A 20,737-nucleotide genomic window follows, 5' to 3' on the forward strand; every position below is an offset into this window, starting at 1 on the left:
GCCGGTCGTCGTACCGCGGACCTACTTAGGGGCAGAAGTCCTCTACCGGGGTGCCGATGACGTCGGCGCAGCGTGGCGGGGTGGCAGTGAGTGCCTGGCGGGCGGCGTCGCCTTCGCGTGCCGCAGCCACGGCTTTGTCGTGGAGGGTGCTGTAGGTAGCGCCATCGAGGAGGTCGACGCCTTCTTGGCCGCGGCAGAAGCCTTGCCGCCAGGAGAAGCGGACGTATTCGGGTCGGGGGTCGAGGGTCGGCGCATCGGTGGGCGGGGTGGTTGGGGTGGCGCCCTGACAGATGACGGGATAGGCGCGCTGGTACGGGGTGAGGGCTGGTGTGGTGGGTGCCGTGACGGCTGATTCGGGCGTGGTGYCGCATCCTGCGGTGAGCGTGAGCGCGGCGATCGCGAGCGCGCCAAAGACGGTGTGTGTCCGCATGTGTCCCCCCGTGTGAGGGGGTCAGGGTAGCGGGCCGCCGCGTCGGGGCCGACGTGCCCTTCCTCGCCAGCCAACGACCACGCCGCAGCCGGGGCGCTGCTTCAGGAACCAGGTGTGACCGGCGGTCGGCATGCCCATGACTACCCGGCTGACAGGACGACCCGGCCGGTCGAGGGGCTCTGGCCTAGCGGGTGTCTGGACGGCTTCGTCGAGGCACCGCCTCGCCACTCAGTCGGAATCTAATACCGCAAACCCCGCAATCCCCGCAGTACCAGCTCTGAACTGCGGTTTTACAACTGGATCTTCGCGGGTTTTGCAGGCTTTTGCGGATTTCGGGTTGCGACCTACTCCGCCTTGTCTGGCCTGTTCTCGCCGGCCCACCGCTCGATGTCGTCTGCGGACCACATGCGGATGTGCCCGACCCGGCCGATCGGGGCGGGGAACGCCTCGTCGTGACTCAGCTGGCGGGCCCGCTCCCGGCTGATGCCGAGCCGGGCGCCGATGTCCTTGGTGGTCCAGAGCTGCGGCACGTCTCCCATGCGGACATCGTACTTGTGCAGTACACAACTCCCCTGTAGGTTGTGCACTGCACAACCTAAGTGGCCCCGAACCGGGACTCCTACCTCCCAGCCGGGGCCTACGGACCACCTGCCAACACAGGAGACCCGCGATGCTGTTCTACCGCGTATCCCGCACCACCGTCCGCCAGCGGCTCACCCAGGCCGCCCACCGGGTCGCCGTAGCCACCGCCGTCCGCATCCTTGAACGCCTGGACGCTGCCACCACCGGACAGGTTGCCTTGGCGCCGGTCATCTCGGCACCGCCCGCGCCCGCCTGCTGTGACCACGGACCCGATCAGCACAGCTCCTTCGGCTGTGAGGCCAACGTCGGCTTCCCCGGCCTGCCGATCGCCGAGTGCGACTGCCGCACCCCAGCGCCCACCCCGACCGTCGAGGCCGCCCCGGTCGTGCCGATGCTCACCATCGACAACCTGCCGCCGGTCGAGGTCATCGAGGCCACTGCCGGCGACTACGACCAGGCCGCCGACGACGCCCGCGCCGCAGACCGGGCCAAGCGCAAGGCCCGCAAGCTCCTCGACCGCATCCCAGCCGGCGTGTACGGCCGCGCGATCGTCGAGCGTGTCGAGTCCGCCCGGCAGACCCCCGACCTTGACCGGATCCGCGCCGACTACGCCCGCGCCGGTCTCGGCGAGGTTCCGATGCGACCGGTCGCGGCCACACTGAAGGTCACCTTCACACCTGCCGTCGAGGTAGCCGCAGCGGCAGCCTGAGCAATACGGCCCAACGCGAGGTGAGACTGGTGGCGCGTCGAGCGCGCTACAGCGGGGGTTCGGTCAGGCCACCGCCCAGACCACGCAAATGCGGTCCATGCTCACCGAGCCTCAGCATCCCATAGGGGTGCTCTGACTCCTCATCGACATCGATGTACTTGACCGTCACTTTGAAGCCACCAGGACGAGGCTCATCTTCGATGTCTTCGTCCTCATGCGCCTTTGCCTYGTCCTCGTGGTAGCCGCACAGCAGTTCGTCCTCGAAGACGAGCCCGAGTGTGGAGGCGTCAACGATCTGCCGGCGAACTGTGGCCTCACTCTCGCATCGCGCGCACGACTTCTCTGGCTCGCTCCCGCTCCCGCTCCCAAGATCGGCGAAGGTCGCGGCGCCGCAATGGATACACGCAGTCGCACGGCTCTCCAGGCATGGGCAGTCCTCCGGGATCTCGCCAATGAGGCGGGCCATCGGTGTCTGCCCGCAGGCAACACACATCGACGAGTGCGTGACGCTACCGAAAGCACCAAAATTAACCACGCAAGGTAGTTGACCTCAAGTTGCCGACGAAAGCCGATCTCGCGTGAAGCTTCGCGGTCCCCGTGACATACTGACCGCTTCGCCCGATTTGCCTCGATGGTCTGAGCGTGGTCCCCGGCGATGGCTGGGCACGGCATGAAACGGCCATGTCCACGATGAGACATGGCCGTGTTCACCTCTCGCCGATGGATGTCGCTCCGCGAGGTCGCCGAGATGAGCAACATGCACTACCAGACGATCGGCGACAGATGGCGATCCGGCGATCTTCCTGGGGTCAAACGAAGCCCGGGGAAGTCCGCTCGCGTCTTCATCCCGATCGAAGCTGTCGAGGCGTGGCTCGTCTGCGACCACGCCACCGTCGCGAAGATCGRCAGAGAACTGGAGGCCGCCCAGACCCGGCGTCGCGTCACCGGCCCGCGGAAGCCGAAAGCAGAGTAGGCGGCCAGCCGGCTACCGCCGCTGGCGACGTGCCTGCTCTGCCTTGGCCTCCTCCCGTGTCGGGTCGGGATCATCGATCCGACGATAGTGCCAGAAGTTGCCGATCTCCTCGGCCGAGTCAGGGAACGACCCGAGATCCGTTCCGGTGTGCACGACGCCTTCGATGTGGTTCCCCTGGTCAACCGTGGGGCCGGTAGTTCCGGCCACAGGGCGCTCTTCATGGTGGAAGACGCCCCAGGCCAAGAGCGCCTCGTCGATCCACAGCACATCCTGGTCGGGTTCCTGAATGTAGATTGCCCGCCACCCAGTCGCAGCGCTGATCGACAGGGGTGTGCGGTGAATATAGGTCCGTCTTGCGCTACTCATCGTCGCTCCCAGCCCGAGGATCTAGACAAGCCGGACCATACCGCCATGCGTTGCTGCAGGTGCAGACTGGCACGACTTCGCCAAAGCAAACAAGAACGCCGGAAAGCCTCCAGGCTACACCGGATGATCCCACTTCCGGACCGCTTCAGTCGATCCCAGTACAGGGAACACGGAGCCCCTCACCATCGCGGTATGACCTTGCCCGAGACGCAAGCCCGCAACCGACAGATCGCCGTCGAAGCCGCGGGCAGAGTCTACGAGGGATACGTCGCCACCGGAAAACATAGCGACCTTGACGCACGAAGTCGAGCAGTGGTGATTGCGGAGGAGATGGCTCATCTGGCCGACCAGCTGGAACAGTATCTGAACAGGGCATGGTGAGGCACGCCTTATGGAACTTCCAGCAGACCGGTCGGACATCGACCTTCTCCTAGACCTCCTCGACCTCCTCCCCGCACCGTATCTGAAGACGAACGGCGACTTCTGGACAGCTGCGTCAAACGCGCGTTGGATGGACAACGATCCGGCGTACATCGTGGGCAAGCTGGCTTGGTATATCCACCGCCTGTCGACCGACGAGGCTAGCGCCGGAGACGCCCGCGACCTAGCTTCGTACTGTTTGATGTTCTTCGACGGTGAACAGCCGGCCATGTGGAGTGTTCTCGACCAGGAGGTCGGCTATTCCGGCGTCGAGGGTGCGGCAGGTCGCCGTTTGGCTGACGCTATTTGTGCGGTCGCCTGGCGAATCTACGTCCCAGCCGAGGCAGAGCAGCGGCGCGTCCGAGAGCCGACCCGGCGCCACGTGCACACAATATGGGCGCTTGAGACGTTCAGCGACTCACCATCACCGGATGCTTAGAACGCCGAGAGGGCCTGCACAGCTCCGGGTGGGCGCGTCGACTCAGGACACGGCGATTTCATAGGCGAGCACGTACCGGTCGGTGGGGATCACGATGTCAGCTGTCTCCACCGCTCGGTCGCCCGCCCAGTGGGTGCGCTCGATCTCCGTAACCCAGATCCCAGCCGGTATGTCGAGTAGGCGCTGTTCGGCCTCGGTAGGCGGTCGTGGCCGCGGGACCTCGGTGACGCGATCCACGTGCACGCCGATCGTGTCCATGCGGGCGATCACACCCGATGGGCCGTCTACGCCTTCGGGCTCCTCGATCGGGGTGCCGCCGACGAGCGCGAATGGCTCCCAGCTTGTCGACGACTGAGTGGGCTGGCCGTTGGCGCGGAAGACGTAGGCCGTTCGCATTACGTACTCCCCGGCCGCGATGCCGAGCCGCTTCGCGATCTTCTCGTCTGCGCGGACGCGCTGCGTTTCCCACGTCCAGTCCGGCTCGGCACCGCCGTTCCGGGCGTCTTGCGCGAACGGTGACGACTCGCCCGCGGTGGGCCGCCTGTAGCGGGTAGACCAACGGACCGCGACGGGTGGGCGTCGCCTCACGAACGATCCTTGTCCGTGGCGCCTGACGATCAGGCCTTCGGCGACGAGGACGTCGAGTGCCTCGCGGATCGTCTGGCGAGTGGTCGACCAATCAGCGGCCAAGGACTTCTCGGAGCCGATTCGCTGGTCGGGAGCTAGATCACCGGAGGTGATCTTCCTGCGCAGGTCGTCGGCGATGCGCAGGTAGAGGGCTCGTCCGAGCGAATCGCCTGCCATGGAAATGAACGCTACCGGATCGCTGTCCTACCTGTCTTTACAAGGCCCGGCGACACATCCCAAAACTCCCCTAGACATGTCTAGGCAAGTCGCCGTATGATCCTCATGTCAGATCAACCAGATCAGCCGAAGGAGCCACAGTTGCCGGATCCCCCGGCCGCGCCGATCGACGACGACACGGAGCTGATGACCCCGGCAGAAGTGCAGCGGGAACTAAGGATCAGCCCCAGCACGCTGCGCCGATGGGCCAATGACGGTGACATCGAGGTGGTCAGGCTGCCATCCGGCCACCGCCGCTACCCAGCAGCCGTCGTGACCGCGATCCGCCGCCGCATCCCAGACCCGGCCGCCACCTAGGGCCGAGAAACAAGCGGCCCCGCCCGGTGCTCGCAACACCGGAACGGGACCTCGACGACACACACTCCCAACCACGAAAGGCGTGTTCGCCGTGCCTACAAGCATGCCCGAGCCCGAGCCGACCACCGAGCAGCTCGCCGAGCTGGACCAAGACGGCCACATGGGCCGCCAGATCAAGAACATGATCCCCGGCAGCAGCGGCAGCCAGCCCGATATGTTCGCCACCCACCCCGACCTGCTGAGCCTCGCCCGCGGCCCCTTGACCGCCTTCAACGCCGCAGTCACCCCGGCGACGATGTTCCACCCGGCCTGTGCGCATCCCGACATCGTCGACCTCGACGCCCGTAGCGGCCAGAAGTTCGCGATCCTCGCAGACTGGCTCGTCGAGCAGATCGCCGACGGCTGGCCGCTCGAAACCGCCCTCGACGAGGCCGCCCGCCGGATGCTGAACATCCAGCACCACAAGCAGGGCGACGTCTGATGGCCCCCACGCCCGACATGTTCGCCACCCACCCCGACCTGGTCGAACTGGCCGGCAGGCACCAGGACGCCACAACCAAAACCAGGCGTTACAGTCCCGGCCACGAAAGCCAGCTGCGGGAACTCGCAGAGCTGACCGGCTGGATGGACGACGACGGACTGCACGAGCTGGGAGCCCTGCTGTCCATCGCGACTCTTCGCCCCTGGGGCTACAGCCCGAGTGAGCTTCCGGGCAACCCCGTGGCCACCGGTCCCGCCGTTCACGATGCCATCACCGGCCTGCTGCATGCCCTGTTCCGGATCCTGTCCCTGGTCCCGTACTCAGCGCCGACGGGCCAGGCCGCCGGCTTGGACGCCCTGCAGCAGGCCGCAGCCATGCTCAACCAGGTTCGGATGGAGCCGCGTCCGTGGACGATCGCCGAGCTGCGGGAACTCGCCGCCGACGGTCAGGACCTGTCCGACGAGGATCAGGCCCGGCTCGACGCCGCCAACCGGGGCCAGTAACCCCCCGACAGCCCATGAGCCTGATCGATGAGACCTCGGTGGCCACCGCACGAGCGGTGGCCCTGAGCGTCGCCTACCGCGAGGCCCTCGCCGCCGCATTCGCCGACCTGTTCACCGAATCAGTGGAGCTGCTCGTCACCGAGCTGGGCACCTACCCGGATCTGAAGAACGACGCAGGGGTGACCGTCACCGAGTTGTACCGGCTGGCGATTGCCTGGCGGGCCACGCGTCCCGAGGTCGTCACCGACCCTGATCCGCTCCTCGCCCCGCCGACCTGTGGGAGGTGCCATGTCCACGCCGGTTACGCTGCCTGATCTTCCTGGCTTCGGCGACGAGCCGGAGCTGACCGCGGTCGCTCGCTTCCACAACCTGATCGGCGACTTGGCCGATCACCGCCGGATGGCTGGCGGGGCTGCCGCCTCTCCGTTCGGCAGGGCGCACGCCGCCGGATGGGTTGCCGGAACCGAAGCCACCCTCGGCGCCGCATCGGCCGCCATCTCCGCACACCGTTCGATGCGGGCACCGTCCGGGCAGCGTCACACGGCCCTGCGGGGCCGTCTGGTGGCCGCCACCCGCCTCAGCCGCCAACCGGGAGATGTTCTACGCCGCGTGTCCGAGGCCGGTTTCCTCGCCGGGGCCTGTGCCACCTACCGGGCGCTTATGGCCCTCGCCGACGCTCGCATTGGCGAGGCCGCGGAGCAGGCGGTGATCCCCCGATGAAGTACAAGATCGAAAAACGGGAATACACCGAAGACCACACGGTCGACGGTGTCACCGAACCGGTCACCCGCACCCATCAGGTCGCCGTTCCCGTCCTCCCCCGGGACTGGGACGCTCTCGCCRTCCGCGCGGTCGGCGGCTTGGTGCTGGCACTCACCGCCGTCTCGATCACCTGGTCGACGGTGAGCATCGCGCACCTGCTCAACGGCACGTGGACCGCCTACTTGGCCGGCGGCGTGTTCGACCTTGCCTGGTTCGCCACCCTCGGCATGGCGTACATCGTTCGATTCCGGCCGGATCGGCGGAAGGTGGTTGACCGGGTCGGTTGGGCGCTGCTGGCCGTCGCTGTGGCCGCTATCGGGTTGGAAGGGCTGCAGACCGGCGGTGTCGCCGTCGCCTGCATCGGCGCRTCCGTGTCCATCACCGCGAAGCTGCTGTGGTGGACGCTCGGACGGGCCACCCGCCCGGAGTTGTCCCCCGCCGACGCGCAGTGGGTCGCGGCACAGATCTCCACGGCCAGTGCGCAGCTTGCCGTCGCGTCGGTGCGCCGTCAGGTGGCTCGTGCACAGGACCATGCGACAGCCGAGCTGCTTGCGATGGAGGCGTCGCGGCGTCCGCCGGTCGATACCGCATGGGTGGGTGACGCGGCGCCTGTCGAGGCGCCACACGGAACGCCGGTCGACCTGCCTGCCGCAGCACCTCATCCCGCTTTGCAGGCTGCGGCGGACGATGAGGAGGCTCCGCGACGTACAGGGTCTGACCTGGGTGAATTCGATGCGGCGAGTCATGACGCGAGCCAGCCCGCGAGTCAGGTTGAGGAGCCTGCGGCACAGTCCGCGAAGCGCCCTGCGAAGCAGTCCGAGAGGCGGCCGACGCGCACCAACCGCGGCGTGTCCGTGCCGCCTTCGGCGCGGTCGACGAAGCAGACCGACGACGAGCTTTTCACCAAGCTGGATCGGCTCGGTGACACGGTCACAGGTCAGTCGCTACGTCGCACCGCAGCGGACCTCGGCATCGGTGAGACCCGTGCAAAACGGATCGTCGCTGAGCATGCCTCACGCCGCACCAAACCCTTGGCCGTGGTGCGGGACGGGGAGGCGTCGTGAGCCAGCGCCGCCGCCGGTCTCCTGAGTGCCGGCAGCGTCTCTTCGAACAGGTGGGCGGGATGTGCGTGTATTGCCGCATACGTCCCGCCGACCACCTTGATCACATTGTGCCGATCTCCCGAGGCGGGGCGAATGCGCTGGCGAATATCGCCCCCGCCTGCACCCCCTGCGGGACGTCGAAGGGTGCGCTGACCGTCGCTGAGTGGGTGACGGTTCTTGCCGCTGAGATCGCAGCCGGTTGCGGCTCACCGGTCGCGGCGGCAGCCGGGCAGACCTCCCCGTACCTCCCTGTGGGCCCCGCGACGGTTCGCCGACCGAGAGACACGTAAACGATCAAAGTCTGGGTGAAGGCAGGCACCGAGAGACAGGGACGTGTGTGGAGCCATTGCTGACCCCGGATCAGGTAGCAGAGATCTTGTGTATCAAGCCGAAGACACTGGAGAACTGGCGGGCGATGTCTCCGCCTCGCGGGCCGAAGTACATCAAGATCGGTAGACAGGTGCGGTACCGGACACTCGACCTGTTGGCGTACGTCAAGGAAAACACGAGCAGACGGTGAGCAACTAGCCAGCCCGATCAAGATCAACACATGGAGTGATGGGGCTCCCCTCTCCGCCAGTTCAGGAGGTATTTCAACAGTGGGACGGCCCACCCGCGTCCAACTCGCGGAACAGCGCCGCCGCGCCGCCGCACACGTCCGCCGACAGGACGTGTTCCGGCGGCGCTACCGCGAAGCCCGCAACCCGTCTCAGCGGGTGTCCGCGGCCGTCGACTTCCTGCGCGCGGTGATGAACGATGTGTCGCCGGCAGCCGCCTAGGAGACCGCGCGGGACGTCACTCGGACGCTCGTCCGGCTTGCCGACGAGCTTGCAACATCCCACCATCGGTAACAGAGAGTGAAACCCTAGAAACCCCACTGGAGTTTCCGGCTGACCCCCTCCGGACGGTTCGGTACGCCCACTGCGCGCCCGTGCGCGCACGCGAGGCACCAAACCCTGACCGGCGGTCGGGGACCAGGGTTTCAGACCCATGATTGAGCACAGAACGTTACGATCCGTGGAGCAGGATGCCGGCGAAAAACTGCGGGACAGCCACGAAGCGGTCTCCTGCCGCCACAGAGACACGAACATCCCTTCCGGGTATCCGACAGTGGGCCAGCCGTCTGCGACCCACTGAGCCGCTCCAGTCGGATGGCGGCCCGCAGGACGCGCCCAGGCGCCAGACCTCCGAGGGTGCCGTCGTCCTGTGACGGCGGACGCGCCTCCCGCCGGACGGCTACGGCAACATCAAAATGCTGGCCGGTTGCGCGATCAGCGGTGGACACCAGCCAGGGCGGCTGTTACGGAACGTGTTCGGCAGTGACCGGTACGGATCAACCGGTCGTCGTCTGGGCAGCGAGCACGACGGCGCGACGCGCTTCCCAGACCAAGCCCCCAAGCTCATCCGCCAAGCCCTCGGGCAACACCCGCGCCACCGCACCCAGGAACGCACGGAAGTAGGGGACTGCCAGAAGGAACGCGCGCCGCTCGGCCCAGTAGACCCGGACGTCCGCAGCCTGCCGGGCGCCGCGAAGCACGTAGGCGATGCTGACGACCTTGTCCGCTGCGAGGGCGGCTGCGATGTCCGGGCGAAGCTGGGCCAGCCGGCGCGCAGCCTCGTCCGGGTCATAACGGTGCAGCTGCATCGCCATGTGCTCGCCATGGATCAGCCACAGGTCGATCAGGGTCTCGCTGCCGCACTGCTCGCTGACCTCGGCACCGACCCGCTGCGGGTCCATGTAGTCCGGGACGTCATGCAGGAGCACTGCGGCGACGAGGGCGGGTGGAGCGTCTGGCATGTGATGGCCGAGGGTGCGCGCGACGCGAACGGCGTGCACGAACGCGGGTGCCCCGTCGATGACATGACCAGCGCACCAGCGGCGCGCAATGGCCATCGCCTCGGTGACAACCAAGGGTCGTGGAGGTGCGAGGACAGACCGTCGAGCCGGCCCCCCGACCGGCTCGACCGCTGGCGATGATGGGCCGGTGACGGCCAATGGCGACGACATGGATCCCCCCTGGGACGAGGATGATCTGTGTGCGGTGTGCCCCGGGCAGGTGCACGACCCGGGTCGTTTCGACATCGCGGACGGGCTGGGCCCGGCCAGCCGGTACGACACCAGCCGGGGCTACCGGCGGGACCTAAAGTCCGGGGTGCCGGTGTGCGTTCACCCGGAGAAGATCGGTTTTCCGGCGGGGCGGTACGCCTCCGGCGGGGAGTCGTGGCCGGCGGATACGTCGGAGGGACCTGCCCCGGGGCCGTTGCCGGACCGAGCAGAGGGCCTCGCCGCGTGGATGACGGCGCTGGTCCGGCACACAAACCCGGGGCAGGTCGATCAGGTGCTCGCCACCGCTGAGCAGGCCGCGGCGGGCAGATTCCCGCCGGCGGTCGTGGTGGACGCGCTGCGGGCTGCGCTGGCCGCGGTCGGCTAGCCGGTGGTGTAGCTGAACGTGAAGTTGTGCCGGCGACCGCCCTCTTCGATACCGATGGACTCGTAGTGCTCGAAGAGGACGCTCAGCCGGCGCTCGGTCTCGGCCCGGCCGATCCAGTACCTGCGGGGCATCACACCCCAGTTCGCCGCGGCGTAGATCTGGTCGGTGTAGCCGTTCTTGTCGTACTGGAACCGCTCGTTGTCCGTGCTGTGGATGAACACGAGTCCCAGCTCGGCCTGCACCCGGCAGAGGATCGTGAACTGGGCGGTCAGCGCGTGCACCATCTCGTCGACGGGCGCGGACACGTCGAGTTCGGCCAGGCGCTCGTCGCCGGTCTCCTCGTAGACCGCAGCCTTCATGGCCATGACCTTGAGCGCCTCGGTGAACAGGTGTGGGCCGTCAGCCTCAAGGTCCCATTCGGCGATGATCGGATACCCCGTGAAGGTGGCCCAGCAGTCCGGGTACTTCAGCGTGCTGGTGCGCAACCGGTCGTACTGGTCGTGGTCCCGGATCGCGTCGAAGATCTCGCCCGCGCGTGCGGCGACGGAGCGCGGATCCGGCTTGGTCTCCGGCTCCAGAGTGGCGGTGCTGGCGTCCATGGGAGCCTCCTGGCTCGAAGTGGGGCAGGCAGTGCGTTCCCGGACGTCCAGGAGAAGGCCGTTGGCCCCTGGACGGGCGCGCGAATCGAGCGTTCCGTCTCACCTGCACAGGGCACTCGGCTGCGGCGTAGGCCGTTGGATAGGCGCACACGTGAACGACTAGGCGAGCACCTAGACCACGTGAGGGCCTATTCACAGTCCGCACCAGCCCAGCTACTTTGCTGGCATGGGAGGCAACGCTTTCGGGCAGGAGCTCCGCCGGCGGCGTCTTTCGGGCAGGAGCTCCGCCGGCGGCGTGAAGCCTCCGGACTCAATCAGCGTCAGCTCGCCGAGGCCCTCGCCGCTCTCGCGTATGACGAGCTGCGGATGCGGGTCGGCGCTGACGGCAACCTCGTCTCTCGTTGGGAGCGGGGGACCGCCGCGCCGCGTCCGCCCTACCCGGATCTTCTCGCGCGTCTCTTCCGCTCCACACCGGAGGAACTGGGGCTGCGGCCCGGCCTGCCGTCCACCGGCGACGCCGACGGAGACCGCGAGCCAGGTTTCGAACCGACGATGACGATCCTTGAGCGGATGCGTCGCACGGGATTGTCCAACGTGACCGATGCCGCCCTCGACCAGATGGAACGGATGACCGAGGACGTCGTCGGCGAGTACGAGCGCCTCGGCCCGCTGGTGCTCGTGCCGCAGCTAGTGAAGCAGCGTGCCTACGTCGAAGCGCTCACCGACGGACGGCAGACGCTTTGCCAACGCGCCCGCCTGTACGGGGTCGCTGCCCGGCTGTCCGGCCTGCTTGGCTCGGCGGCTGTGGACCGCGGCGACATGGCGACCGCGCGGGCCTACTGCGACGAGGCGTTCCAGCTCGCTGACGAGGTCGGAGACGACAACCTACGGGCTTGGGTGCGAGCCACCCAGTCACTCGCCGAGTACTACGCCGGCGACTACCACTCCAGCCTCAACCTCGCAGTTGCGGGGCTGGAGTACGGCCGTGGCGGTCCGCAGGAAGCACGGCTCCTCGTCCAAGGGCAGGCACGTGCCGCCGGCAGGCTCGGCGACACCCGCACAGTGAGGGCCGCGGTCGACCGGGCACAGGAACTCGCCGCCGACTACCCACCCGGCGCTGTGAGCCCCTGCCTCGCGTTGGATGCCTACTGCTCGGCCCGGATCGACGGGTGTGCGGCCACCGCGCTACTGTCCGCCGGCGACGTCGACGGCTCCCGCCAGGTCGCGTTTTCCGCGCTCGCCCGGTTCGACGCCGCAGGCATGATCGGTCCGCGGTCCCTCACCCGGATCGACATCGCGATGACGTTCCTGTCCACCGGTGAGCCGGAGCAGGCCGCCGAACTCGTCGCCCAAGCCCTCACCATCTCCTCGGCTCGGCCGATCGCCACCGTGGCGACGAGGACCGGCCAGTTCCTCGATGCGGGCCGCCCGCTCCTGCCTACCGCGTCGATGCGGAACCTGGTCGAGTTGGCTGCCGACTGGCAGAACGCGCCCCGTCTCGCCCTGTCCCGGAGCTAGCGTGCCGCCCATGACACGTGAGCAGGAACATGTCGCCGCGCGCCGTGAGGCGTTCGCCCACCTGGACCGGATGCGTGATCACTGGTGGTGGCGTCCTGGCTGGCGGCTCGGCCGCAGCTTCTACACGTTCCATGTCACCTTTGACGGTGCACCGGAGGTCGCCGAGCTTGCCGGCCACTACCGAGCAGCGCTCGACCTGCCCGGCCTCGACCCGGTGCCCGACGAGGGTCTGCACCTGACCATGCAGGGCATCGGGTTCACCGACGAGGTCACCGATGCGGACTTGGCCGCGATCGTCGAGGCGGCACGTGTCCGCCTCGCCTGCCTCGCCCCGTTCGACGTGGAGCTCGGCCCGGTGGATGCGGACCGGGAAGCGGTGATGCTGCAGGTTGCACCGTGGGCGCCGCTCGACGAGCTGCGGACCGCGGTCCGCGAGGCGATCGGTTCCGTGTGGGGGGACGGCCGGGTACCAGATCGGGTCGGTCCTTGGACTCCTCATGTGTCGGTTGCTTACTCCGGCGCGGATGCTCCTGCCGAGCCGCTACGTCAGCGGATCGCCGCGGCCGAGCCCAGGACGGCGCGCACGACGATCGCAGCCGCGCAGCTGATCAATCTGAACCGGGACGAGCAGGTGTATCGCTGGTCGACGGTCGCGGCACTGCCCCTCGGGACGTCAGGTGAGTGAGGCGACCGGGCCAGCGACCCCGAACAGTGCGTGATGCCGCCACCGCCGAAGGTTCGACCTGCGGGGAGTGACACGATCCGACCGGAAACTCCAGCCCATGTGTATAAGGCTGTCGGGGCCGGACACTGGGCGATCAATGTGTGGCTCCGAACCTGGCGTCGCGGGCCGCGCAAGGGCACGTACGAGGTTTTCGTGCCGGTCGGCTCCGGAACCTTCGAGAAGCTCGAAATGCGGCGGTCGGTCGGCCGTGATTGGAACACTGTGGCAGCCCTGCCCTACGAACTGCGCGCGAAAGTCGCCCAAGTGCTGGAGCGCGACCTCGCGGAGCTGAGTACCAGCGGATCACTGCCTCACGTCGAGTGACCGGAGTAAGAGGCCTCGCAGCCGGTCACGCGAGCTGCGACATCCGCGAGCTGCGACATCTCTGACGCCGGGGCGTCAGCGCCCGGTGTAGGGCTGCAGCCAGTCACGTCCGGGGGGGGCACGCATGGGAGGGTTCGCCGCCACGCAAGGTGACAACATGCTGTCGACCTAGGCGGCGCATCCCCACCGGCCACCCACCACTTGATCAATCGCGAGACCGCCCTGCATCAACCGATGGCCCTTCAGGTGAAGAGAGGACGACTTACCGCTAGCCTTCGGAACCCAATCAACGCATCGGGGGCGACGAATGGCGTGCCAGAGACTGACAAGAAGTTGCCGAGTGCCTGCGGTCAGCAGCGCTTGCAGATCCTCTACAGGGAATCTGCGGCCCGACCGCACTCCGTACCCCGGCAGCCCGTCCTCGGCGCCGTGCCGCACGCCGTAGATGCCCCGTCAACGCTCCGCCAAGCGCCGCTGGCCTGAGCGCACATCCATGGGGCCGCGCATCCGACCCGTGGCCGGCCAGGTGGAGTCCACAGACATCCCTAGCCGGCATCACTGAACGAGCGAGTCGGGGCTCGCTCGTTCAGCCCGGGGTCCAGCGGTGCATGCCGTAGGCACAGGAGCTGCGGTGATCCGCAGCGGCGGAGCTAAAGCTGGACCGCTGAGACCACACCACAGGTGTTATTGATCAACGTCCATCGCGGCTCGATGCCTGCTACGTTGCAGGCGGTGCCGCGTGGCATGTCGGGGGAATGATGGACAGTAGATCCCGTGTTGTCCCAACGGCACCGCTTCGGAAGCGCCTACCGGGGGGAGGTTCCGCGCAGATGCCGACTGTGCACGACGTCGCCGCCTACATACTCGACCAGGCCGGGCCGATGACCGCGATGAAGCTACAGAAGCTGGTCTACTACTCCCAGGCATGGCACCTCGTCTGGGACGACGAACCCCTCTTCCCCGAACAGATCCAAGCTTGGGCCAACGGGCCGGTCGTCTACGAACTGTTCGACAAGCACCGCGGCCAGTACACCGTCGAAGCGCCTTGGCGCTGGGGCAGCTCGAATGCACTGACCTCCGACCAGCGGGAGACCATCGACGAGGTACTCCGGTCGTACGCGGAGTTCACCGCACAGCAGTTGAGCGTGTTGTCTCACAGTGAACTGCCGTGGCAGGAAGCCCGCCGCGGGCTGCAGCCCTTCGATCGAGGTTCCACAGTCATCGACCCCACGGTCATGGCCGACTACTACGGTTCGCTTCTCGACGACGATGCCGGCAGCCAGCCAGTCCACGGCTCCTCGACACCTCACAGCTGATGTCCAAAGCACGGCAGCAGAGGAAGACGCCCTCCGTCGAGATTCCTGAACAGCGGCATCGCGCTCCCCGGCGAGTGTCGACCGTGCCGGGCGCGGACACCAGCCACGAGCGAATCTGCTGGCGGTTCACCCTCGTCGACACGGGTGGCCCATGGGCGATCACGGCCGACACCTGGCCGGAGGTCATCGGTCACCTGCGTGACGTCGAGTCGATGACCGTCAACGAGATCTTCAGCAACGGCGAGGAGCCAGGTAAGGACTATCCGCTGAACGAGGGCTTCCCCCGCGAGAGCGCCGCGAACAAGCGCTGGAGCGACCTCGAACTTGACGATCAGGACCGGGTCAGCCGGATCCGTTTCGGCGGGAAGCTTCGGCTCTACGGCCTCCGCGTCGACAACGTGTTCCACATCATCTGGTGGGATCGGGAACACAGGGTGTGGCCCAGTAAGAAACGGTAAGGAGCCTGCACTCGGCCTCCGATCACAGCGGCTCAGCTGACCTGCGGATGATCAGTCACGGGTCAGCTGGAGCTGGTGAGTTCTACGCAGGCGGCACAGTCCTCGGGCGCGCCAAAACCGCGCCTCAGCTGCCGCTTCTCGAAGGTCTCAGGCTGGTCGAGGAGAGCGAGAGGGCCGATCGCCTCGTCGCACAACGGGTAAGGACTGTTCTCCGGACTGACTGCGTGGAGCACTTCGTCGAACTGCTGGATGACCTGCGAGGGGCGACGGAAGGCGCTGCGGCCCCCGACGGACTTGCTCCGCAGCTCGCCTTTGGACCGGTGCTCTACGCCGGCACGGTGATCAGGCATGCCCATGATCGTAGACCTCGGTTCGAGCGGCTTGACCACGACTGCGGGTGCCTGCTCAGAGCGCCGTCTTGTGGCCCGCCTCGGTCGCCGAGCTGGATGGGTCCGAGGATCGCTCAAACCTCGGGCGATCTGAGCATGGCTAGCGGCTGGTGTTGTTGCGCGTGCAGGATCGGCTGCCATAGCCGAACAGCTCAGCCGGCGCGGGAGATTGAGATCAGATGTTCCCCTCGCCCTGCTGCAGCATCCGATCCAGCTCGGCGAGCATCCGCTCACTGGCCCGGCCGATCGCAGCCTCGACCGCGGCCGGATCAGTGGCGTTCCGCGCATCCACGTGGAGCGTCAGAGCAACCGAGCCCCGCGTCGGTTTCACAGCCACCGCGGACTTGGGAACCACCCATTCGTCCCTGCCGGTGCCGTTCGCCGCGAGCGTCAGACCGGGCTTCAACGGGCCGCCCTGGTCGTACCAGTGAGGGGAGCGGCCCAGCCACGTCGAGTAGGCGTTGCCCGGGGTGCCGTACCGGCCGGCAATGTAGTCGAGCATCCAGCGCAACTGGACGTGGTAGTCGTTCCGGTTCCCGTAGGCGTCCAACTTCGACGGCGGGAGCGCCTGCGGGATGCCATACGCCCCCGAGGACGGGTTGCGGGCCGCCGGGTTCCAGCCCGATTCCCCCATGACCAGCGCGTTGAAAGCGTTCCACTGACCTGCCCAGCCGCGACCGGTCAGCAGCTCCATCGCATAGGCCTGGATCTCACCGCGCGGGGCGGCAGCCACCGGAGCCCCACCGGACGACGTGGCCTCGGCCTGGTCCTTCTTGTCCTGCCCGCGGAGCATCTCCACGATCTTGTCGAGCGGTTTGATCGCGATCTGCCCGGTCACACCCTTCCAGTCGTGGCCGGTGCCCAGCGTGGCGTGGATCGCCGCCCGGACCGGCGCGAGGGCGGTCTCCGCTGCGGTGGCGAGCGCACCCCGAACCCAATGAACAGCCTTGCCGAGCACGTCGAGGGTTCCCTCGCCTAGCGACTCCAACGTGTCCAACGGATGGGTGACAGCGTGGGTGACCGCGCCGACGACACCACCGAGCGCGAACCCGGGGATACCTCTCTTCCTCGCCCAGGGCGCCATCTCCGGGACGAGATGCTTCGGCACCACAGCCTCGCCGGGTTCGAGCATGGCGGGGATGATGTCCCCACCGCCGTAGCCGGGGAGCCGGCCACCGGCCTGCAAGCCGTTGACCTTGTCGAGCTTGCCCTCGTGGACGATGCCAGCGAAAGCATTCCACACCGGGCGGATTCCATCGTTGTATACGGTGTTGATCAAAAAGTTGATCGGAGTTTTGAAAATATCCTTCAGGCGGTCCCACTCGGCCTTCACCCAGCCAACCGCCGTCTTCACCGAATTCGACACATCGGTTTTCACCTTGTCGAACCAGCCGGTCACGTCTTTCCACAGATTCGACGCCGCCGACTTCGCGTCGTTCCACATGTTGGTGAAGAACCCGGCCACGTCATGCCACAGCCGGGAAACCCAGCCAGTCACATCACGCCACAGATTCGAGAAAAAGCCTGAGACATCAGACCAGATTCGGGAGGCGAATCCGGTGACATCGCGCCACAGATTCGCGTAGAACCCGACCACGTCATGCCAGGTGCGAGACACCCAGCCGGAAACGTCCCGCCACAGGTTCCCATAGAAGCCTGCGACGTCGTGCCAGATTCGCGAGGCGAATCCGGTTACATCCGCCCATATCTTAGAGAAGAAGCCGGCCACATCGTGCCAGGTACGCGACACCCATCCGGACACATCCGACCAAAGCTTCGAGAAGAAGCCGGCGACGTCATGCCAGATCCGCGAAGCAAACCCAGACACATCGGACCACATTTTCGAGAAGAAGCCGGCGACATCATGCCAGATCTTCGCGACGAACCCGGACACGTCCGACCAAAGTCGAGAGAAGAATCCGGACACGTCTTTCCAGATTCTCTGTGCGAACCCGGAAACGGCTCGCCACATCACCTCGAAACCGCGAATGATCCGGTCTTTGGCGTTGACGATCATAACGATGATCAGGCCGATGGGGCCGGTGATGAGCACCAGCAGAAGCCGCCAGTGGCGGCCTACGAACCCGAGCACCGCGGACACCGCCGTGGCGATCCCGTTGTAGATCGCCTTGAACACGCCGACGACGAAATCCTTCGCCGAGTTGAACGCCGACTTGGTGAAGTTGACGATCTGCTGCCAGTACTTCCAGATCAGAATCGGAATGGCTGCAGCGCCACCGGTCATCACGATGGCGAACACCGGCCACCACTTCTTCACGAAGTCGACAGCCACACCCAGCCAGTGCTTCACATCCTCGTACAGCCTCGCGAAGAACCGACCCACGGCCTTCGCCGCGCCCTCGGCCTTCCCGAACGCGTCGACCAAGCCGTGGCCGAACGCGACCGCCACATGGGCGATCCACTCGCCGGCCGATTTCAGTGCCCGCCCGACCGCGTTCACCGCGTCACGGAACCAGCCGACATGCTTGTAGGCCAAGATCGCCCCGGCCACGAGCGCGGCGATCGCTATCACCACAAGCGTGATCGGATTGGCGGACATCGCCGCGTTCAACAGCCACTGCCCCGCAGCCATCGCCCGTGTCGCCACCGCCGAGGCCAGCATCGCGACCTTCTGCGCGGTCCACACCGCCACCGACCGCACGAGAGTGACCAGCGACGAGTTGTAGGCCGCTGTCAGCAGCCTGGTGCCGATCAGGTTCCGGGACTTCGCCACCGAGTTCGCGCCGAGGGCGGCGGTCAGCCCGGATGTGCGGGCTGTCGTGATCAGCGTGACAATGTTCGACGCGGCCTGCGCTGCGGTGAGCGTGACTGTGGCAACCTTGTTCGCCAGCATGATCCCGCCGATGGCGATGAGTGCCACTTTCAATGTGCCGGTGTGTTCGGACGCCAGATTCACCGCGCCCTCGAATGCGTGCAGGCCGATGATCAGCCCGCCGCCGACCACCTTCGCCAGTTGGAGGAACGTCGGAGCCAAATCGGTGACGATCTTCTTCGCGTTGCCGAGCGTGTCGCCGAGCCGCTGCATTTCCTCCCGTGCCCGAACACCCGCCAGCTCCACCTGACCAACCCACTTGGTGGACGATGTGGTGGTACCGTCCCCTCCCGCAGCACCGGCGAACGCCGCAGCACCCATGCCCAGTTTTTGAAAAGCGCTCGCACCGATCCCGGCAAGCTTCCCCTGAACACCCTTGGTTGCATCACCAAGGCTGATCAGCATGGCGTCGAACGAGCCCTTCATCTCGTCGATCTTCTGCTTGGTCGTGTTCTGCGTGCCCGCCCACGACTCGGCGAACGAGTCCGAGCGCTCCTCGATCTCCCCGTACTTGCCTTCAAGCCGGTCGAACTGGTCGACCAGCATTGCAAGGCCGACGCCGGCCTTCTTGCCGAACGCGGCGGTGAGAACCTCGCCTTGCTCCTTCGCGCCGATCCCGGCCTTCTTCAGCCGCTCATGCAGGTCGGTGATGGCTGCGTTCAAACCACCCTTCTGCATGTCCTTGGCAAGGGTGTCCTGGGCCAGGCCGAGCTTCTCCAACGCGGCCTTACCGGACCGGGCGGGGACGGCCAAGGATTGGACGGTCATCCGCAGGGCGGTGCCGGCCTGGGCACCGCGGATGTTGTTGTCACCGAACACGGCGAGGGCGGCCGACACGTCGTGGATGGACAGGCCGTAGCCCTTGACGACGGCCACCATGCCTGTACCGAAAGCGTTGGCAAGGTCCTGCATGGTCATGTCGCCGGCGCCGACGGTGGCGTTTAGCGCGCCCATCGCCTCGTCGAGGTTTTCGACGCCGGGGATGTTCGCGGCAACGGCGGCGGTCAGGGCGTTGGTGACGTCGACCAGGTCGGCGTTGCCGATCTTCGCGCCCTTTGCTGCCACCTCGACGAGTTCCAACGCCTTCTCGGAGGTGATGCCCATCGATTTGAAGTTGGACTCGACGTGGAACAGCGACTCGGCCAGCGACTCCGGGTCGGCTCCGACCTCCCCCGCAAGATCGAGGACGCCGATTTTCAAACCTTCGATCTGCGTCTCTGACACGCCGACCTGCGTGTTCAGCCGGGCCAGGGAGGCGTTCAGTTCGTTGCTCTCGTGTGTGCCCTTGTAGACGGCGGCGGCGAACCCGGCCACACCAAGAATCGAAGTGATCTTCGTGGCGGAAAGGAGGAAGCCCTTCGCCCGTTCGCCCGCCGCCCCCAGGCCGAGACCAAACGTCGACGTGTCCTTCGCTGCCGTCCGCATCGCCCCGCCGGCCTTACCAGCGGACGCCCCAGCCGCACCGATCTGCCCGGCAGCACTGCCAGCAGCCTTACCGGCAGCACCCATCTGCCCGGCCGCACCCCCAGCAGCCTTCCCCGCTGTATTGAGCTGCCCCGCTGCACCCGCGGCCGCCTTGCCTGCCGTGTTGAGCTGACCCGTCATGCTGCCTGCGGCAGCACCGACAGTGCCGAGTTGGGCGCGGGCCTGCGCGCCAATCGTCCCGAACCCCTTGAGGAACGGCACTATTACGATCTCGGCGGTTCCCACGACTGTCATAGCGACCGCCCCTCGTCAGGGCTGTCGTCACGGACATAGCGGATGACCGGCTCGCCGTGTTCGTTCACATCGCGCACCGGGCGTAGTCCGGCGGCTTCCAGCTCGGCAGCCTGCGAAATGACAGCTATGACCTCGGCAACCGCGGCAGCGTCCGGACGCGGCGCTCTGCGTAGAACGGCAGCAAGTCCGTCGAGCCACCGGCGGGGAACCTTCCAGTATCGGCCGGCAGCGATGAATGCCAGCGCCTCTTCGGGGAGCGCGATAAATGGGTCAGGCATCGCAGGATGGACCACTGCATACGGCGTTAGCTCGTGGAGACGGGGATCGTCCGGACTGATGCTCGTTTCGATCGCTGCGGCGGTGCGGAGGATCCGTGCTGCCGTTCTCTCGTCGATGTGCGGGCCACACGCGGTGCCCTGCCAAGAAGGGGCGGACATCCCGCAGGCGTGTGCCCGGAGTGTGTAAGCGAGGTCCTGCGGGGTGACGATGGGGGCGA

At 66.8% G+C, this 20,737-nt stretch carries 29 protein-coding genes; 19 read left to right on the top strand and 10 right to left on the bottom strand.

Annotation, left to right across the window (positions count from 1 at the left end):
• Positions 1–25: 25 nt before the first annotated feature.
• Both CcI49_RS28695 and CcI49_RS28700 read right to left on the bottom strand, forming a co-directional pair.
• Complete coding sequence (locus CcI49_RS28695; RefSeq protein WP_076831325.1) at positions 26–430, bottom strand: hypothetical protein; 405 nt, start codon at positions 428–430, stop codon at positions 26–28.
• A 344-nt stretch (positions 431–774) separates the two neighbouring features.
• Complete coding sequence (locus CcI49_RS28700; protein WP_076831328.1) at positions 775–969, bottom strand: sigma factor-like helix-turn-helix DNA-binding protein; 195 nt, start codon at positions 967–969, stop codon at positions 775–777.
• Positions 970–1,100: 131 nt separating this feature from the next.
• Here CcI49_RS28700 and CcI49_RS28705 point away from each other — a divergent pair, with 131 nt between their 5' ends.
• On the top strand, positions 1,101–1,721 hold the full coding sequence (locus CcI49_RS28705) for a hypothetical protein (RefSeq protein WP_076831331.1): 621 nt from the start codon (positions 1,101–1,103) through the stop codon (positions 1,719–1,721).
• 46 nt (positions 1,722–1,767) lie between these two features.
• On the opposite strand, the gene CcI49_RS28710 is transcribed toward CcI49_RS28705, so the two are convergent.
• Positions 1,768–2,187, bottom strand: a complete 420-nt coding sequence (locus tag CcI49_RS28710; RefSeq protein ID WP_076831334.1) for a hypothetical protein — start codon at positions 2,185–2,187, stop codon at positions 1,768–1,770.
• A gap of 231 nt (positions 2,188–2,418) precedes the next feature.
• Between CcI49_RS28710 and CcI49_RS28715 the strand changes: the two genes are divergently transcribed.
• Positions 2,419–2,694, top strand: coding sequence for a helix-turn-helix domain-containing protein (locus CcI49_RS28715; RefSeq protein WP_076831337.1), 276 nt, complete (start codon positions 2,419–2,421; stop codon positions 2,692–2,694).
• A gap of 12 nt (positions 2,695–2,706) precedes the next feature.
• Here the strand turns inward: CcI49_RS28715 and CcI49_RS28720 are convergent, their stop codons facing one another.
• Complete coding sequence (locus CcI49_RS28720; RefSeq protein ID WP_131831222.1) at positions 2,707–3,060, bottom strand: hypothetical protein; 354 nt, start codon at positions 3,058–3,060, stop codon at positions 2,707–2,709.
• 192 nt (positions 3,061–3,252) lie between these two features.
• Here CcI49_RS28720 and CcI49_RS41720 point away from each other — a divergent pair, with 192 nt between their 5' ends.
• Positions 3,253–3,441, top strand: coding sequence for a hypothetical protein (locus CcI49_RS41720; protein WP_131831223.1), 189 nt, complete (start codon positions 3,253–3,255; stop codon positions 3,439–3,441).
• Between the two features lie 10 nt (positions 3,442–3,451).
• The gene (locus CcI49_RS28725; RefSeq protein ID WP_076831344.1) at positions 3,452–3,919 is read left to right on the top strand and encodes a hypothetical protein; all 468 of its coding nucleotides are present in this window, start codon (positions 3,452–3,454) and stop codon (positions 3,917–3,919) included.
• Positions 3,920–3,961: 42 nt separating this feature from the next.
• Here the strand turns inward: CcI49_RS28725 and CcI49_RS28730 are convergent, their stop codons facing one another.
• A complete protein-coding gene (locus CcI49_RS28730; RefSeq protein WP_076831347.1) occupies positions 3,962–4,723 on the bottom strand; it encodes a GntR family transcriptional regulator in 762 nt (253 codons plus the stop codon).
• Positions 4,724–4,864: 141 nt separating this feature from the next.
• Here CcI49_RS28730 and CcI49_RS28735 point away from each other — a divergent pair, with 141 nt between their 5' ends.
• The 9 genes from CcI49_RS28735 to CcI49_RS28775 all read left to right on the top strand — a co-directional run bounded on the left by CcI49_RS28735 (position 4,865) and on the right by CcI49_RS28775 (position 8,708).
• Entirely contained in the window at positions 4,865–5,080 is a 216-nt protein-coding gene (locus tag CcI49_RS28735; protein ID WP_198955653.1) for a helix-turn-helix domain-containing protein, read from the top strand.
• 91 nt (positions 5,081–5,171) lie between these two features.
• A complete protein-coding gene (locus CcI49_RS28740; RefSeq protein WP_131831224.1) occupies positions 5,172–5,561 on the top strand; it encodes a hypothetical protein in 390 nt (129 codons plus the stop codon).
• The gene (locus CcI49_RS28745; protein WP_131831225.1) at positions 5,561–6,064 is read left to right on the top strand and encodes a hypothetical protein; all 504 of its coding nucleotides are present in this window, start codon (positions 5,561–5,563) and stop codon (positions 6,062–6,064) included. The genes CcI49_RS28740 and CcI49_RS28745 overlap by 1 nt, the downstream gene beginning before the upstream one ends.
• A gap of 14 nt (positions 6,065–6,078) precedes the next feature.
• Positions 6,079–6,378, top strand: coding sequence for a hypothetical protein (locus CcI49_RS28750; RefSeq protein WP_076831356.1), 300 nt, complete (start codon positions 6,079–6,081; stop codon positions 6,376–6,378).
• Positions 6,353–6,784, top strand: a complete 432-nt coding sequence (locus CcI49_RS28755) for a hypothetical protein (RefSeq protein ID WP_076831359.1) — start codon at positions 6,353–6,355, stop codon at positions 6,782–6,784. Before CcI49_RS28750 ends, CcI49_RS28755 begins: the two co-directional genes overlap by 26 nt.
• Positions 6,781–7,890: a hypothetical protein gene (locus CcI49_RS42720; protein WP_198955654.1), complete on the top strand. Its 1,110-nt coding sequence runs from the start codon at positions 6,781–6,783 to the stop codon at positions 7,888–7,890. The genes CcI49_RS28755 and CcI49_RS42720 overlap by 4 nt, the downstream gene beginning before the upstream one ends.
• A 59-nt stretch (positions 7,891–7,949) precedes the next feature.
• Complete coding sequence (locus CcI49_RS28765; protein ID WP_083749801.1) at positions 7,950–8,219, top strand: HNH endonuclease signature motif containing protein; 270 nt, start codon at positions 7,950–7,952, stop codon at positions 8,217–8,219.
• A 47-nt stretch (positions 8,220–8,266) separates the two neighbouring features.
• The gene (locus CcI49_RS44540) at positions 8,267–8,449 is read left to right on the top strand and encodes a helix-turn-helix domain-containing protein (RefSeq protein ID WP_076831364.1); all 183 of its coding nucleotides are present in this window, start codon (positions 8,267–8,269) and stop codon (positions 8,447–8,449) included.
• A 79-nt stretch (positions 8,450–8,528) separates the two neighbouring features.
• Positions 8,529–8,708, top strand: a complete 180-nt coding sequence (locus tag CcI49_RS28775) for a hypothetical protein (RefSeq protein ID WP_076831367.1) — start codon at positions 8,529–8,531, stop codon at positions 8,706–8,708.
• Between the two features lie 554 nt (positions 8,709–9,262).
• Here CcI49_RS28775 and CcI49_RS28780 read toward each other — a convergent pair.
• Positions 9,263–9,823, bottom strand: a complete 561-nt coding sequence (locus tag CcI49_RS28780) for a hypothetical protein (RefSeq protein ID WP_241840286.1) — start codon at positions 9,821–9,823, stop codon at positions 9,263–9,265.
• Between the two features lie 91 nt (positions 9,824–9,914).
• Here CcI49_RS28780 and CcI49_RS28785 point away from each other — a divergent pair, with 91 nt between their 5' ends.
• Entirely contained in the window at positions 9,915–10,361 is a 447-nt protein-coding gene (locus CcI49_RS28785; RefSeq protein ID WP_241840287.1) for a hypothetical protein, read from the top strand.
• On the opposite strand, the gene CcI49_RS28790 is transcribed toward CcI49_RS28785, so the two are convergent.
• Complete coding sequence (locus CcI49_RS28790; protein ID WP_076831375.1) at positions 10,358–10,960, bottom strand: hypothetical protein; 603 nt, start codon at positions 10,958–10,960, stop codon at positions 10,358–10,360. The two genes, CcI49_RS28785 and CcI49_RS28790, sit on opposite strands and share 4 nt — an antisense overlap.
• 366 nt (positions 10,961–11,326) lie before the next feature.
• Here CcI49_RS28790 and CcI49_RS28795 point away from each other — a divergent pair, with 366 nt between their 5' ends.
• From CcI49_RS28795 to CcI49_RS28815, 5 genes are all read left to right on the top strand, one after another.
• Positions 11,327–12,478 carry a hypothetical protein gene (locus tag CcI49_RS28795; protein ID WP_083749776.1) on the top strand — a complete coding sequence of 384 codons (1,152 nt, stop codon included), beginning with the start codon at positions 11,327–11,329 and terminating at the stop codon, positions 12,476–12,478.
• Between the two features lie 10 nt (positions 12,479–12,488).
• The gene (locus CcI49_RS28800; protein WP_076831381.1) at positions 12,489–13,163 is read left to right on the top strand and encodes a 2'-5' RNA ligase family protein; all 675 of its coding nucleotides are present in this window, start codon (positions 12,489–12,491) and stop codon (positions 13,161–13,163) included.
• A 192-nt stretch (positions 13,164–13,355) separates the two neighbouring features.
• Positions 13,356–13,526, top strand: a complete 171-nt coding sequence (locus CcI49_RS42265) for a hypothetical protein (RefSeq protein ID WP_158230827.1) — start codon at positions 13,356–13,358, stop codon at positions 13,524–13,526.
• A gap of 830 nt (positions 13,527–14,356) precedes the next feature.
• Positions 14,357–14,842 carry a type II toxin-antitoxin system antitoxin SocA domain-containing protein gene (locus CcI49_RS28810; protein WP_076831386.1) on the top strand — a complete coding sequence of 162 codons (486 nt, stop codon included), beginning with the start codon at positions 14,357–14,359 and terminating at the stop codon, positions 14,840–14,842.
• Between the two features lie 83 nt (positions 14,843–14,925).
• Positions 14,926–15,300 carry a hypothetical protein gene (locus CcI49_RS28815; protein WP_158230828.1) on the top strand — a complete coding sequence of 125 codons (375 nt, stop codon included), beginning with the start codon at positions 14,926–14,928 and terminating at the stop codon, positions 15,298–15,300.
• Between the two features lie 62 nt (positions 15,301–15,362).
• Here CcI49_RS28815 and CcI49_RS28820 read toward each other — a convergent pair whose 3' ends face one another.
• The 3 genes from CcI49_RS28820 to CcI49_RS41725 form a co-directional block, all read right to left on the bottom strand.
• Positions 15,363–15,656 (bottom strand): hypothetical protein, encoded by a 294-nt coding sequence (locus CcI49_RS28820; protein ID WP_158230829.1) that lies wholly within the window; start codon positions 15,654–15,656, stop codon positions 15,363–15,365.
• 208 nt (positions 15,657–15,864) lie between these two features.
• Positions 15,865–20,241, bottom strand: a complete 4,377-nt coding sequence (locus tag CcI49_RS28825; RefSeq protein ID WP_131831226.1) for a phage tail tape measure protein — start codon at positions 20,239–20,241, stop codon at positions 15,865–15,867.
• On the bottom strand, positions 20,238–20,519 hold the full coding sequence (locus CcI49_RS41725; protein ID WP_131831227.1) for a hypothetical protein: 282 nt from the start codon (positions 20,517–20,519) through the stop codon (positions 20,238–20,240). The genes CcI49_RS28825 and CcI49_RS41725 overlap by 4 nt, the downstream gene beginning before the upstream one ends.
• Between the last annotated feature and the right edge of the window lie 218 nt (positions 20,520–20,737).

Source organism: Frankia sp. CcI49 (assembly GCF_001983215.1).
Taxonomy (GTDB): domain Bacteria; phylum Actinomycetota; class Actinomycetes; order Frankiales; family Frankiaceae; genus Parafrankia; species Parafrankia irregularis.